Here is a 14,443-nt window from a genome sequence, read left to right as displayed (position 1 = left end):
GGGCGGTCGGTGGGTTCATCGGCAGTCTTCTCAGGGAACGGAGCGCTCTGACAGCCGCCCGCGATGCGGCGGCGGGCGAAGGAAGCGAGGATCAGCCTTCATGGGCCGCCGGCTCGTACCGCTCACGCTGGACAACCTCCAGGACTTGCCCAAGCGTTGTCGCTCGTGCGTCTTCTGGGAACTCGACCCAGTCAGCGGTGAGGCCGCGGTAAAGGCGGACACAGCGGCTGCGGAGAAGGAAGCCTGGATCTCTGCGGTTCTGCTGGACTGGGGGTCCTGCGGGCGGGTCGTGTACGTCGACGAGGTGCCGGTGGGCTTTGTGCTCTACGCCCCGCCTGCCTACGTCCCTCGCTCCACTGCGTTTCCCACAAGTCCCGTCTCGCCTGATGCGGTGCAGCTGATCACCGCGTTCATCGTGCCGGGCTACCAAGGGCAGGGGCTGGGCCGGGTGATGGTGCAGACGGTTGCCAAGGATCTGCTGCGGCGAGGGTTCAAGGCGATCGAGGCCTTCGGAGATGCGCGCTGGAAGGAACCCGCCTGCGTGCTGCCCGCCGATCACCTTCTGGCGGTCGGCTTCAAGACCGTCCGCCAGCACCCCGCCCATCCCCGGCTGAGGCTGGAACTGAGGTCGACGCTCTCCTGGAAGGAAGACGTCGAGATGGCGCTGGATCGGCTGCTGGGCGCCGTGCAGAAGGAGCCGGCGTTGCGGCCGCTGTAGGGCAACCATACGCAGGGCAGTCAAACGAATGGGCCAACCCTTCTGGGTTGGCCCATTCGTGTTTCACGTGAAACATGCATCGTCTGTGCGACGGTTCAGCCGATTCACTCGGCGATGAACTCCTCGAGGTCGCGAACGATCGCGGCCTTCGGCTTCGCACCCACGATGGTCTTGGCGACCTCGCCACCCTGGTAGACGTTCAGGGTCGGGATCGACATGACGCCGTACTTGGCGGCCGTCCCCGGGTTCTCGTCGATGTTCAGCTTGACGATCTCGATCTTGTCGCCGTACTCGGAGGCGATCGCCTCGAGGGACGGCGCGATCTGGCGGCACGGACCGCACCAGGCGGCCCAGAAGTCCACCAGAACAGGCTTGTCGCTCTTCAGGACGTCCTGCTCGAAGGAGTCGTCGGTCACGTTCTTCAGGGTGCCGGCCACGGAGGGCTCCTTAACTGGTTGGTGCGTGGGGCGGGTAGAGAGAGGTCAGACAGAGGTCTTCTCGGGCTCGGGCTGCTCCTCGTCCGCCAGGGCGGCGAGGTAGCGCTCGGCGTCGAGAGCTGCGGAGCAGCCGGTCCCGGCAGCGGTGATCGCCTGACGGTAGGTGTGGTCGACCACGTCGCCGGCACCGAAGACGCCGGTCAGGTTCGTGCGCGTCGACGGCGCTTCCACCTTCAGGTAGCCCTCTTCATCCAGGTCCAGCTGACCCTTGAAGAGCTCGGTGCGCGGGTCGTGGCCGATGGCGATGAACAGCCCGGTCACCGGCAGGTCCGAGATCTCACCGGTCTTGAGGTTGCGCAGCTTCAGACCCGAGAGCTTCGGGTCGCCCTGGATCTCGGCGACCTCGCTGTCCCACACAAAGTTGATCTTCGGGTCGGCGAAGGCACGCTCCTGCATGGCCTTGGAAGCGCGCAGGGTGTCACGACGGTGGACGACGGTCACGGACTTGGCGAACCGCGAGAGGAAGGTGGCCTCCTCCATCGCGGTGTCACCACCACCGATCACGGCGATGTCCTGGTCCTTGAAGAAGAACCCGTCACAGGTGGCACACCACGACACACCGCGACCGGAGAGGGCGTCCTCGTTGGGCAGACCCAGCTTGCGGTGCTGGGAGCCGGTGGTGACGATGACGGCCTTGGCCTGGTGGACGGTGCCGGCCGTGTCGGTGACGGTCTTGATCTCACCGCTCAGATCCACAGCCACGATGTCGTCCGGGACGAGTTCGGCTCCGAAGCGCTCGGCCTGGGCGCGCATGTTGTCCATGAGCTCAGGGCCCATGATGCCGTCCCGGAAGCCCGGGAAGTTCTCGACGTCCGTGGTGTTCATGAGCGCGCCACCGGCGGTGACGGCACCCTCGAACACCAGCGGCTTCAGCGACGCGCGCGCGGTGTAGAGCGCCGCCGTGTAGCCGGCGGGCCCGGAGCCGATGATGATCACGTTACGGACGTCGCTCACGGCTTGATTCCTCGTCTCTGGACTGCGTCGTTCGACCGGGGGAGATTCTCTGGGACCTCTCACCCCACCCAACGGATCCTAAGGGGCGCGCATTCCCGCTGTGTCCGGGCACACGGAGAACCGGCACCCTGGGGCGGCCCTGCGATGAAACTACGGCCAAGCCGCAGGGCGAAGAAGAAGCGCTCGCTCAGGCGGACGGGTACGTGCGCTCCAGGAGCACCTTGCCGGCGGCAGCGGACGCCGCTTGATCCACACAGGTCGCGTCGACGATGTAGGCGGTGACCCGAGTGGCGTCGGAGGCGTCGGGAAGCAGCACGAGCATGGCCTTCTTCCCTTGATAGGTGCCGTTCTCGGTGGCGAGGGCCGCATCGTCGCGTCCGATGCCGTCGCGGACGCAGCCGGGAACCACCGGTTCCTTGAAGACCCTGTGCTGATTCGTGCCGGGGGCCGTCGCTGCGCCGAAGGGGGTGCGGGAGCCGCCGCCCTTGGTCTTGTTCTCGGACAGGAGGTCCGTGACCTGCTTCTGCAGCTTTCCTTCGGAGAAGGTGTCCGCGGCAGTGGTCTGCCCTTCGCCGGCCGTGTCATGGGGCGGCTTGTTGTCTCCGAGCGATGACAGGAGGACGGAGCCCAGTCCCAGGGCGGCCACCGTGAAGACGGTCCCCAGGACGGCGATCCTGCGGCGGCCGATCTGCGTGCGGCCCTTGCGGCCAGGACCGGTGGTGGAGGAGCGGGGACGGCCTGCCGGCCGGTCGGCAGGCCGGTCGACCGGTACCGATGTTTCACGTGAAACATGAGAACCGCTGTCGTGCCCGGCCGGGGCATCGACAGCGCCGGAACCGGCAGTACTCACCGGCTCCGGGCTCTCCTCGGAGTCAGGACCGCTGGCGTTCAGCAGAGCCTCGGCGGCGAGAGCGGCATCGATGCGGCCCGCGACATCGGCGGGCATACGGGGCGGCCCCGGCAGGGTGCCGAGCAGCCCGCGGATCTCCTCCAGGGAGGCGTACACATCCGCGCAGAGCCCACACTCGTCCAGGTGGCGACGCAGGTCGGTGGTCCTGTCCGGCGGGAGGAGCCCCTCGGCGAGGTCGGAGATCTCCGCGACGTCCGGGTGCCCGGCCATGTCTGTCGTCGACGTCACGCTCGTCCACCTCCGCCCTTCACTGCAGCTGAGTCGCTCGGTCCTGTGTCCGGGGATCCCGCTCGGGGCGGGCCCGCTGCGGGTGGGACGGCCGGGCCCTGCGTCCGGTTCCGTTCTCCGCCCGGGTTCTTGCCCGCACCGCTGCCGTCCTGCCGTAGATGGGTGAGCAGCGGCAGGAGTCTGGCTCTTCCGCGGGCGCATCTGCTCTTCACCGTGCCGGTGGGCACGTCGAGGATGCGGGCCGCCTCCGCGACCGGGTAGCCCTGCATGTCCACCAGGACGAGCGCGGCGCGCTGGTCGGTCGGCAGGGTTCCCAGGGCCTCGATGAGCTGCCGGTGGAGATCATTGCGCTCGGCGGGGGCCGCGGCCGACTCGTGCGGCTCCAGCAGTTGCTCCAGGCGCTCGGTGTCGTCGACGGGAGAGGTCTTCCGGGAGGCCGCCTTGCGGGCGCGGTCCAGGCAGGCGTTCACCGTGATCCTGTGCAGCCACGTTGTGACGGCCGACTGGCCCCGGAAGGTGTGGGCGGCCCGGTAGGCGGACACGAGGGCGTCCTGAACGGCGTCAGCGGCCTCCTCGCGGTCGCCGAGCGTCCGCAGGGCCACGGCCCAGAGCCGGTCGCGATGCCGGCGCACGATCTCACCGAAGGCATCGGGGTCGCCTTCGACATGGCGGGCGAGCAGATCCTGATCGCTCACTCCGTCACATCCGGTGCCGTCTGCCATCGGCCTCCTTCCTCGAGGCAGATGCCGTCAGCTGGTCACCTTGATGTCCGCCACCCTGCCGCGCCACTTGCCGTCGTCGGCCTGTATGGGCAGCTTCGTCAGCCACACCAGGAGGTACCGGCTCTTGAGTGACTTGTCAGGCTTGAGCTGGACGGTCGTTCCCGAACCTTGGGCGACCTTGGAGTAGGCGTCGAGGGACGTCGGCTCCGCGCCCGCGTCGGGGCCCGCGCTCCGCAGTTCGACCGAGGTGTCCCCCACGAAGGTGACGGTCACCTTCCCCACCTGCTGGGTCTTGCCGAGGTCGAGGATGATGCCGACGCCCGACTTCAGACGGCCGAAGTCCGCGCTCAGGTAGAAGTCCGTCTGCCAGTAGGTGGCCGTGCTGTTGTCGTAGACCTTCCCTATGTCCGATGGCTTCTCCGACTGATCTCCGAGAGGATCGAAGTCGCGGGCACCGCTGATGGCGATGGGCTTGCCGCCGGCCGGCTTCTTCGGGCTCTTGTCGTTCCCGTCGTTCGTCTGGGTCTGGCCCGGGTCCTCGTTCTTGCCGCCTTGGTCCATCAGCGCGTCCGCCAGCTGCCAGCTGCCGAGGCCCAGAGCAGCGATCAGGAGTGCGGAGACGGCCCACTTCAGGGCCTTGCCCGTGCGGCTCTGGAGCGGAGGCGGAGGGGAGGCGATCGGCTGGGTGACGCCGGGACGGGGGCTCTGACGGCCGTAGGTGCCCTGCTGATACGTCGTGCGCTGGTACTCGGGCGGGGCGGTGAACGCCGGCTCCGGCGGACGGATGCGGGGCATCTCGCCGATCGCCTTCACCAACTCCTCGGGCGTGGTGCACGGCGACTCGTGCCGGGAGGCGGTGGCACCGTCGTTGGCGAGCGCGCGCATCGAGAGTTCGGACAGTCCGCGGTGCACGCCGGCCCGCACCTGGTCGGGCGCGATCAGGCCGATGTCCTTCGGCAGGCCCGACAGCCCGTAGGCGTCGCTCTCGTAGGGCCAGCGCTGCGTGAGCGCCGCGTACAGCAGGGCGCCGATGGCCTCGGTGTCGGTGCGCTGCGGGGTGTCGGACGCGACACCGCGCAGGGCGGCGTTCACGGCGAGGCCGCGGATGCGCCACTGGCCGGTCGAGGCGCGCAGTACGGCGTTGGGGTTCAGCCGCAGATGGGCGAGGCCCTCACGATGGGCGGCGGCCATGGCGGAGGAGACCTGACTGACCATCTGGTAGGCGTCGTAGGGCTCCAGGGGCCCGGAGGCGAGGAGCGTGGTCAGTTCCGTCGCGTCGGGAAGCCACTCGTGGACGACGTAGACGACGTCGTTCTCCTCCACCGCGTCCAGCACCTGGACGAAGCGAGGGTCACCCAGGAGGGCGGAGGAGCGGGCGGCCGCCAGGACGGAGCGGGCTCGCGAGTGGTCGGCGGGCAGGATGTGCACGCCGACGGCACGGCGGAGCTTCTCGTCCACGGCACGCCAACTGCTGAAACCGTCCAGACGGGTGACGCACTCCTCAAGGCGGTAGCGTCTGGCGAGTTTGTGACCACTGTGCAGTTCGGGCGGCGAGGTCGTTCCGGCACCGTCGGTCCGGGTGCTCTCCTGTACCTCGTCGCTGTCCGTGTCCCGCTCCCGGTTCTTGGCCACCCCGTCGGCCGTGGACTGGTCCGCCTGCGCGGTCAGCGACGTCTCGCCGCTGTTGTCTGCCACGTCGACGGCAGCCGTACTCCGTTCCGCCACCGTCGTTCCTGCCTCCCCATCCATTGCGCGCCGGCCGGCATCCGTTGCGTGCCGTCCGAAGCCGAAACCAATTGTGCCCACAGTCCGCCGCTATGCACGACACGCGGTGGCTGACGATGGTTGTGCGCCTACCCCCCGACTCAGCGTCCCAGGCGTCCGCGGACCATGCCGACCAGCGAGTTGAGTTCCTCGATGCGCATGCGCCGGGCGGCGACGAAGAAGATTCCGAGCAGTACGGCGCCGCCTGCCAGGACCGCGGCGAGCGAGCCCGCGGGGCCTTGGCCGAGCGACTGTCCGATGCCGTAGCAGGCCGCGCCGCTGAGCAGCGCGGCCGGAACCGAAGCGATGCACAGCCGGGCGTAAGTCCGCAGGACACGGGCGCCGTCGAGGTCTCCGCCGAGGCGCTTGCGCAGCCGGCGCCAGGCGACGCCGACGCCGATCGCGTAGGCCAGGCCGTACGAGGCGGCCATGCCGACCACGGCCCAGCGGGACGGGATGACGAAGTAGCAGATCGCCGAGGCGCCCGCGTTGACCGCGGCCACGATGACCGTGTTGTAGAAGGGAGTTCGGGTGTCCTCATAGGCGTAGAAGGCGCGCAGGACCACGTACTGCACGGAGTACGGGATCAGGCCGAGTCCGAAGGCCATCAGCATGAAGCCCATGTTGGTGGCCTCGCTGGTGCCGGAAGAGCCGAACATCAGCGTGCACATCGGGATACCGAGGGAGAGGAACCCGAACGCGATCGGCACGATCGCGACCGCCGTGGTGCGCAAGCCCTGGGAGATGTCGTCGCGGACGGCGCCCCCGTCGCCCTCGGCCGCCGAGCGTGACAGGCGCGGCAGCAGGGCGGCCATGAGGGAGACCGTGATGATGGCCTGCGGCAGGCCCCAGATCAGCTGGGCGTTGGCGTAGGCGGCGAAGCCGGTGCCGTCGACGGGCGAGTCCTTGCCCGCCGCGGTGGACAGCCAGACGACGACCATGGCGCCCGCCTGGTTGGCGAGGACGAACAGGACCGTCCACTTGGCGAGCGTGATGGCCTTGCCGAGGCCCTGGCCCTTCCAGTCGAAGCGCAGCCGCAGCCGGAAGCCGGTCTCGCGCAGATAGGGGATCATCGCCAGAGCCTGGACCACGAGGCCGAGCAGGACGCCGATGCCGAGGAGGCGCTGGCCCTCCGGCGGGATGGTCGAGACATTCATCTCGGAGTCGGCAGCCGTGCCATAGACGTAGATGAACATGCCCAGCGTCACGATGATGACGATGTTGTTCAGGACCGGGGTCCACATCATCGCGCCGAACTTCCCGCGGGCGTTGAGGATCTGGCCCATCACCACGTGGACGCCCATGAAGAAGATCGAGGGCAGGAAGTACTGGGCGAAAGTAATGGCGACCTGATTCGCCGCGGGGTCGCTGGCGATCGAGGGGGACATCATGCGGATCAGTAGCGGCGCGCCGAAGACCGCGAGCGCGGTGAGTGTGCCGAGTGCCACCATGACGAGGGTCAGCAGGCGGTTGGCGTACGCCTCGCCGCCGTCCTCGTCGTCCTTCATGGCGCGCACGAGTTGCGGCACGAAGACGGAGTTGAGACCGCCGCCGACCGTGAGGATGTAGAGCATCGTCGGCAGCTGGTAGGCGATCTGGAAGGTGTCACCGAGGAAGCCGACGCCGATGGCCGACACGATCAGCGCGGAGCGGATGAAGCCGGTGAGGCGGGAGACCATCGTGCCCGCCGCCATCACGGCGCTGGACTTCATGAGCCCGGCGGCGCGGCCGCCCTTCTTGGGGGCCGGTGGGGCAGCGGGCTCCGGGGCGGGGGGCTCGTCGCCGAGGGGCGGCGTCGGTGCGGTCTGGCCGGGCGCCCCGTACGGACCCTGCGCCCCGTACTGGCCCTGTCCGATCTGACTCGGGGCCGGGGCCGGGCCGGGCACCGAAGGCGTCTCGTACGACGGGTGGCCGCTGCTCTGCTGCTGGTCCCGGAAGAGATGCGCGAAGGCGTCCGGCTCCTGGCGCGGCTCGCCCGCCTGGGAGACGAGGTCGTCCACGCCGACGAACTGGGTGGTGCGGGGGTCGTCGCCGTACGGCAGGTGCCGCGTGGGGCCCTCCGGCTCCGGCGCGGGCGTCTGTGCCCACACCTGCGGGTCGGGCGCGTAGGGCGACTGCGGCGGCTGGCCGTACAGCTGCTGCTGCGGCTGGTACGTGCCGGGAGCGGGTGGCGGGTGCGCGGCACGGTCGTACAGTGCCTCGCCGGCAGGGTCCTGGGCGGAGAGGTCCTGGGCCCGGTAGGGGTCCTGGCCGTAGCCGTCCTGCCCGTAGCCGTCCTGGAGGTACATGTCCGCGGGCGGCTGCGGCGGCACCTGGCCGTGCTCGGGCGGTGAATCCTCGGGCCCGCCCGCGTCGGGGTAGCCCGGGCTGCCCGCGGCGCGGCCGCGGTCACCGTCGTACGGCGCGTTCATGGTTACCCCACCTCATCGTCCCGGGCCCACCGGCCACGACTTCTCAACGGTCCACTCTCTCACCCGTGCCGGACGGGTCGGCGCTTTCCGCTGCGGTGTCCGGGGCCGAGTCACTCGGCTGCTCCGGGCCGTCCGCCCGGGAGCCGGCCCAGTTCTCCTGCTCAAGACGTGCGCCGGAGGCCTCGGGGTTCTGCGGGGCGTCGGCCTGGCTCGGCGGGCCGTCGGTCTCGGCGTCCGCTTCGGCCGCGTCGTCCTCGGCGGCCTCACGGGCGGCAGCGCGCTTGCGCTGGGTGTACATCCGGAAGCCCGCGAGGACCAGGAGCAGGACGCCACCGCCGATGACCAGCATCACCGTGGGTGTGACCTCGGTGACCCTCACGTCGAAGGTGACCGGGGCACCGTACTTCTGGCCGTCCTCCGTGTACAGCTGGGCGACTACTTCCGCCTGGCCGTTGGCGTTGGCCGACGTGGTGAACTTCACCGACTGGGCGTGGCCGCCGTTGACGGTGACGGGCTGCTCCTCGTAGGCATCTCCGCCGATCTTGAGTCGCGTGGGGTTCTTCGACGTGAGCCGCAGTTGCAGGTGCTCGACACCCTGGACGAGGTTGTTCTGGACGGTCACGGGGATCGTGGCGCTGCGGCCGGAGAGCTTGGTCTCCGACTTCTCGATCAGCTTGACGCTGTCGATGAGCCCGTCGAGGTACGACTCGATGCCGTTGCGGTATGCCAACGCCGCGGCGTCCTGGCCGCGCCACGACGTGGACATCTCACGGTTCATGGCCCGCCCGAAGGGGGTTACCACCCGGGACTGGCGGGTGAGGATCACCTTGAACTTGTCGAGCTTGTTCTGGGTGCTGGCGATCTGCTCGAAGGCCGCCCGGGGCAGCTCCTGCTTGCGCAGCGAAGAGGGGTACGCGGAGGCCGGCGGCACCTTCGTGTTGGCAGCAGGATCCGGCTTGGCCTTGGCGGCGGCCGTGAGGTCCTGCGACTCGGACCAGTTCCCGCCCTGGAGGGCCGCCAGCGCCTCGGCCATGGCCTGCGCCTGGCTCACGGACGGCATGCGCTGCGGGGCGACGACGACGCTGCGCTGCTTGCCGGTCTGCAGGCCGAGCGTGAGGCTCTGGGCCAGGAAGCGCTGCACGGCGAGCGTGGAGGCGGAGGCCTTGGTGAGGTTGCCCCGGAACGCCGTGGACATCCGGGAGTCCGCGACGACCGCCGTCGTGCCACCACCGATGGGCCGGGCCGCGGAGGGTGTGTACGAGAGGTTGTCCTGGAGGCTGTCGCTGCGGGTGATCACCTTGTCGGCGCCCGCGGATGTGGCGACCTTCACGATCGACGGGTCGACGGCGCCGTCCACCGGCCAGACGAAGTCCGTGGACGGTTTCACGTGGAGGATCGTGTCCACCGTCTCGTCGGCGGCGTCGGTGGCCTCCTTGAGGTGGTTCAGCGAGCCGGTGACGTTCGTGCCGTTGTGGGCGAGGGAGGCGAGGTCGGGGTCGCCGAAGGGCAGGGCGGCCACCTCTTCGCCGGTGACCGCCTGCTGGAGCTCGGCCAGCCAGTTCTTGGCGACTTCCTGGTTCTTGCCGGGTGTGGTGCCGCCGTCCGCGTCGCGGACCTCGTAGCTCCCCGTCATCGCGTCGACGGAGGCCAGCAGGTCCGGGTCGACCACCCACGTGACGTCGAGGCCCTTGCCCAGCGACACCATCTGGTCGAGGCGGCCGCCCGGGGCGATCTCCTCGGCGAGCTCGTCGTCGCGGAACACCGGCGTCTGCTGCTCGTTCGACCCCGTCTCGGCCGCCATGTGGGCGCTGGAGATCAGCGGCCACAGGAAGGTGGTCTTCGTCGTCGTGCCCGCATCCTCCGGCTGCCACGGCAGGAAAGTGCGCTGGATGCCGAGAACCTGGTCCCAGGGCTGCGCCGAGGTCTCCCCGGAGAGCGCGACGGCCAGCTGGTAGACACCGTCGCCTCCGAGCTCCAGCTTGTCGGCCGGCACGGAGATGCTGAAGGGCTCCGCGACGCCGGGGGTGAGCGCGGAGAACTTCTCGGTGTACTTGCCGCCGACCTTCTCGCCGGAGGGCCCCTGGATGTCATCGCTCTTCTTGGCGAGGGTGTCGATCGCCGAGCGGGTTTCGAGAGGGGGCCCCACCTGCAGGTCGACGTGGGCGCCCGTGACCGTCTGCTTGCCGTTGTTGGTCACCGTGCCCGACACGGTGATGGTGTCCCCCTCGGAGGGGGCGCTGGGGCTGAGCGAGTCGACCGCGACCGACACCGAGCCCGCGCTGGAGGCAGCCCTCGGGGACTCCTGCCCGGCCGCGTCCGCCGGCGTCGCGGCGGGCAACTGGAGGAGTCCGGCCAGCAGGGGCGCACCGGCGAGCAGTGCCCCGGTGCGCCGCAGCCAGCGGCGGGCAGGTGAGGCACTGGTCCCCTGGAAGTCTGCCGCCTCGGCCACGCGCTCGTCCGTCCCTCGTCGTCGTCAGTGGTCGTCGGAATGTGCGTCCAGGCATGGTAACGATGCGCGCTGAGGGGAAGTGCCGCGGTCCGCTCCACAAGATCGCGGTCCGACACCGTGCTGTCCGGTATGCGGCTCTATGGAAGAGAGCGGCTCTTTACGGCCCGAGAGCTCGGCTTGTGAGCTTATAACGGACGTGTCCCCATGCCTGTGCATGCGGAATAGGAGGAGCCCGCGTTGGCCCGGGCCACGTACCCTCTTCTGTTGTGCCGAACGCCAACGAAGAAATGTCCAGTGCCCTGAGCCAGGTGCAGCACCGCGCGGTGAGTGAACTGCTGCGGGTCGCTCCTGTCGCCGACGACCTCGCCCGCCGCTTTCAGGAGGCCGGGTTCTCACTCGCCCTGGTCGGCGGCTCGGTACGGGATGCGCTGCTGGGACGGCTCGGCAACGACCTGGACTTCACGACCGATGCCCGTCCCGAGGACGTTCTCAAGATCGTGCGCCCGTGGGCGGACTCCGTCTGGGAAGTCGGGATCGCGTTCGGCACGGTGGGCGCCCACAAGGGCGGCTACCAGATCGAGGTGACCACCTACCGCTCGGAGGCCTACGACCGCACTTCGCGCAAGCCCGAGGTGTCGTACGGCGACTCCATCGAGCAGGATCTCGTCCGCCGTGACTTCACGGTGAACGCCATGGCGGTGGCGCTGCCGGAGAAGGAGTTCGTCGACCCGCACGGCGGGCTCGAGGATCTCGCGGCCCGTGTGCTGCGCACGCCCGGCACCCCGGAGGAGTCGTTCTCTGACGACCCGCTGCGGATGATGAGGGCCGCGCGGTTCGCGGCTCAGCTCGACTTCGAGGTCGCGCCCGAGGTCGTCACGGCGATGACGGAGATGGCCGAGCGCATCGAGATCGTCTCGGCCGAGCGGGTGCGGGACGAGCTGAACAAGCTGATCCTCTCCCAGCAGCCGCGCAAGGGCCTGACGCTGCTCGTCGAGACGGGCCTCGCCGAACGCGTGGTTCCCGAGCTGCCGGCTCTGCGGCTGGAGCGTGACGAGCACCACCGCCACAAGGACGTCTACGACCACTCGCTGATCGTCCTGGAGCAGGCGATGGCACTGGAGGAGGACGGCCCCGACCTCACCCTCCGCCTGGCTGCCCTGCTGCATGACATCGGCAAGCCGCGCACGCGCCGCTTCGAGAAGGACGGCCGGGTCTCGTTCCACCACCACGAAGTGGTCGGGGCCAAGATGACCAAGAAGCGCATGACGGCTCTGAAGTACTCCAACGAGCTGGTGAAGGACGTCTCACGTCTGGTCGAACTCCACCTGCGCTTTCACGGCTACGGCACGGGTGAGTGGACGGACTCGGCAGTCCGTCGTTACGTCCGTGACGCCGGCCCGCTCCTGGACCGCCTCCACAAGCTGACCCGCTCGGACTGCACGACCCGCAACAAGCGCAAGGCGGCGGCTCTCTCACGTGCGTACGACGGGCTGGAGGAGCGGATCGCCAAGCTGGAGGAGCAGGAGGAGCTGGACTCGATCCGCCCGGACCTCGACGGCAACCAGATCATGGAGATCCTCGGTGTCGGCCCCGGCCCGGTCATCGGCCGCGCCTACCAGCACATGCTGGAGCTGCGCCTGGAGAACGGGCCGATGGAGCAGGACGCTGCGGTGGCCGCGCTCAAGGAGTGGTGGGCCGGGCAGGGGAGCTGAGGCTGTGAAACGGGGTCATGTTTCACGTGAAACATGACCCCGCTGGAGACCGACCGAGGGGCGGTGTTTCACGTGAAACACCGCCCCTCGTCTCGTGTCTGCCTACTTCTTGTAGTCCTTCAGGCAGAGCAGGAAGTCCTTGCCGTCACCGCTCTCGGTGTACGTGTACTGGAAGTCCTTGGCCTCGGCCTCGCACTTGCTGGAGGCCAGCGTCTGCGTGAGGTACGAGCCCTCGATCTTGGCGAGCACCTTGAACTGGGCCTTGGCGTCGTCACACTTGACGACTTCCAGGTCCGGGTTGTTGTCGCTGGTGCTGCCGCGGTGCATGCAGTCACCGACAGCGGCCGTATTGGCGTCGTCCCGGCTGGCTATGTAGCCGCCGATGGCCACGCCCGCCACAGCGATGACGATGACGATGTTCTTGATCGTCTTGAAGCTGAGCTTGCGGCCGGACGGCTGCGGGGGAACCGGAGCATACGGACCGCCCTGGGGCGGGAAGCCGGGCTGACCAGGCTGCTGCGGGTAACCGCCCTGGGGCGGGAACGGAGCCTGGGGTGCAGCCGCGGGCTGGCCCTGTGCGAATGGATTGCCCTGGGGCGGCGGAGTAGTCACTTGGGGGTCCCCCTAGAACATGGTGAGTGACGCGAACATGTCGCGAGATAAGACCCACGTAAGGTAGCGGTCCCCACTGACACCGCAGTAGCCAGAAGTGGCTCTGTGTCATTGATGTGACACTTACTGACGGCCAAACCGGGCCATAGCTACAGCTACTGCTGCGTAGGTAACGGCGATTGTGATCACCAGCGGCACGGATCGGCCGTCCGGCGGCAGCATCAGGGCGGCCACGGCGGCCGCGCCGACGAAGGAAACGTTGAAGAGGACGTCGTAGACAGAGAAGATCCGGCCACGGAAGCCGTCCTCGACGGTGGACTGGACGATGGTGTCCGTGGCGATCTTCGCGCCCTGGGTGGTCAGCCCCAGGACGAAGGCCGCGGCCAGCAGCGGGGCAGTGGCGAACGGCAGCCCGAGAGCGGGCTCCAGCAGCGCCGCGGCCCCGGCACACACGACGATCCAGCGGCCGGGCCCGAGCCGCCCCGCGCTCCAGGGCGTCACCACGGCCGCAGCGAAGAACCCGGCTCCGGAGACGCCCAACGCCAGGCCCAGCAGGGCGAGTCCGTCGTCCGTGGTCGAGGTGAGGGCGTACCGGCACAGCATCAGCAGCATGACCAGCAGGGCGCCGTAGCAGAACCGCATCAGGGACATCGCCACGAGCGCCCAGGCTGCCTCCCTGCGCTGCGGAGCGGCCAGATGGCGCACACCTGCCGCCAAGTCGCGGGCAGTGCCGGTGAGAGCCGTCCCGATCCGCTCGCGCGCCAAGGGCCGGTCTGGGCCGAGGAGTTCCCGCGCCATGCTCAGCGATGCCAGGGCCGCGCACAGGTACAGCCCGGCCCCCACCAGCACCACAGCGGCGTCCGAGTCCGCCACCACCAGGCGCACGGCGAAGGCGAGGCCGCCGCCCGCAGTCGCCGCCAGTGTTCCGGCCGTCGGAGAGAGGGAGTTGGCGATGACCAGGCGGTCGGCGTCGACCACGCGCGGCAGGGCGGCGGACAGGCCCGACAGGACGAAGCGGTTGACCGCGGTGACGCACAGAGCCGAGACGTAGAAGAGCCAGTCCGGAGCCGGGCTGAGGATCAGCAGGGCCGTCGCGGACGCCAGCAGGGCCCGCAACAGGCTGCCGAACAGCAGGACCTGGCGGCGCCGCCAGCGGTCCAGCAGGACACCGGCGAAGGGGCCGACGAGGGAGTACGGGAGCAGCAGCACCGCCATCGCGGAGGCGACCGCGGCCGCCGAGGTCTGCTTCTCCGGCGAGAAGACCACGTACGCGGCGAGCGCGACCTGGTAGACGCCGTCGGCACCCTGGGAGAGCAGACGTACGGCGAGCAGGCGCCGGAAGCCCTGGAAGCGCAGGAGGACGCGCAGGTCACGGACGACGGCCATGCGGCACAGCCTCACATATGGGAAGGGTCCCCGGGTCGTGCGACCCGGGGACCCTCACAGCCCTGGCAGGAGCGACTGGT

11 protein-coding genes are annotated in these 14,443 nt (G+C 69.3%); 2 read left to right on the top strand and 9 right to left on the bottom strand.

Features of this window, described 5'->3' with window-relative positions:
- The first annotated feature begins 100 nt into the window (after window positions 1–100).
- The gene (locus tag HNR57_RS15035) at window positions 101–718 is read left to right on the top strand and encodes a GNAT family N-acetyltransferase (protein ID WP_184560518.1); all 618 of its coding nucleotides are present in this window, start codon (window positions 101–103) and stop codon (window positions 716–718) included.
- Between the two features lie 104 nt (window positions 719–822).
- Here HNR57_RS15035 and trxA read toward each other — a convergent pair whose 3' ends face one another.
- The 7 genes from trxA to HNR57_RS15000 all read right to left on the bottom strand — a co-directional run bounded on the left by trxA (window position 823) and on the right by HNR57_RS15000 (window position 10,653).
- Window positions 823–1,155, bottom strand: coding sequence for a thioredoxin (trxA, locus tag HNR57_RS15030; protein ID WP_030847066.1), 333 nt, complete (start codon window positions 1,153–1,155; stop codon window positions 823–825).
- A 45-nt stretch (window positions 1,156–1,200) separates the two neighbouring features.
- Complete coding sequence (gene trxB, locus HNR57_RS15025; protein ID WP_184560517.1) at window positions 1,201–2,169, bottom strand: thioredoxin-disulfide reductase; 969 nt, start codon at window positions 2,167–2,169, stop codon at window positions 1,201–1,203.
- 187 nt (window positions 2,170–2,356) lie between these two features.
- Window positions 2,357–3,307, bottom strand: coding sequence for an anti-sigma factor family protein (locus HNR57_RS15020; protein ID WP_184560516.1), 951 nt, complete (start codon window positions 3,305–3,307; stop codon window positions 2,357–2,359).
- Window positions 3,304–4,029, bottom strand: a complete 726-nt coding sequence (gene sigM / locus HNR57_RS15015; RefSeq protein ID WP_184560515.1) for an RNA polymerase sigma factor SigM — start codon at window positions 4,027–4,029, stop codon at window positions 3,304–3,306. The genes HNR57_RS15020 and sigM overlap by 4 nt, the downstream gene beginning before the upstream one ends.
- Before the next feature lie 27 nt (window positions 4,030–4,056).
- Entirely contained in the window at window positions 4,057–5,754 is a 1,698-nt protein-coding gene (locus HNR57_RS15010) for a protein kinase family protein (protein WP_184560514.1), read from the bottom strand.
- A 140-nt stretch (window positions 5,755–5,894) separates the two neighbouring features.
- A complete protein-coding gene (gene murJ, locus HNR57_RS15005; protein WP_184560513.1) occupies window positions 5,895–8,204 on the bottom strand; it encodes a murein biosynthesis integral membrane protein MurJ in 2,310 nt (769 codons plus the stop codon).
- A gap of 43 nt (window positions 8,205–8,247) precedes the next feature.
- Window positions 8,248–10,653: a DUF6049 family protein gene (locus HNR57_RS15000; RefSeq protein ID WP_184560512.1), complete on the bottom strand. Its 2,406-nt coding sequence runs from the start codon at window positions 10,651–10,653 to the stop codon at window positions 8,248–8,250.
- A gap of 266 nt (window positions 10,654–10,919) precedes the next feature.
- On the opposite strand from HNR57_RS15000, the gene HNR57_RS14995 reads away from it, so the two are divergent.
- Window positions 10,920–12,365 carry a CCA tRNA nucleotidyltransferase gene (locus tag HNR57_RS14995; protein ID WP_184560511.1) on the top strand — a complete coding sequence of 482 codons (1,446 nt, stop codon included), beginning with the start codon at window positions 10,920–10,922 and terminating at the stop codon, window positions 12,363–12,365.
- 102 nt (window positions 12,366–12,467) lie between these two features.
- Here the strand turns inward: HNR57_RS14995 and HNR57_RS14990 are convergent, their stop codons facing one another.
- Both HNR57_RS14990 and HNR57_RS14985 read right to left on the bottom strand, forming a co-directional pair.
- A complete protein-coding gene (locus HNR57_RS14990; RefSeq protein ID WP_184560510.1) occupies window positions 12,468–12,977 on the bottom strand; it encodes an LppU/SCO3897 family protein in 510 nt (169 codons plus the stop codon).
- Window positions 12,978–13,100: 123 nt separating this feature from the next.
- Window positions 13,101–14,363: an MFS transporter gene (locus HNR57_RS14985; protein WP_184560509.1), complete on the bottom strand. Its 1,263-nt coding sequence runs from the start codon at window positions 14,361–14,363 to the stop codon at window positions 13,101–13,103.
- Between the last annotated feature and the right edge of the window lie 80 nt (window positions 14,364–14,443).

This window comes from Streptomyces paradoxus (assembly GCF_014202475.1).
Taxonomy (GTDB): domain Bacteria; phylum Actinomycetota; class Actinomycetes; order Streptomycetales; family Streptomycetaceae; genus Streptomyces; species Streptomyces paradoxus.
This window is presented reverse-complemented; position numbering and strand designations above follow the sequence as displayed.

Coding starts and splice junctions, on each gene's coding strand:
- HNR57_RS15035 (WP_184560518.1), top strand. CDS start 101: ATGGGCCGCCGGCTCGTACCGCTCACGCTGGACAACCTCCAGGACTTG.
- sigM (WP_184560515.1), bottom strand. CDS start 4,029: ATGGCAGACGGCACCGGATGTGACGGAGTGAGCGATCAGGATCTGCTC.
- murJ (WP_184560513.1), bottom strand. CDS start 8,204: ATGAACGCGCCGTACGACGGTGACCGCGGCCGCGCCGCGGGCAGCCCG.
- HNR57_RS14985 (WP_184560509.1), bottom strand. CDS start 14,363: ATGGCCGTCGTCCGTGACCTGCGCGTCCTCCTGCGCTTCCAGGGCTTC.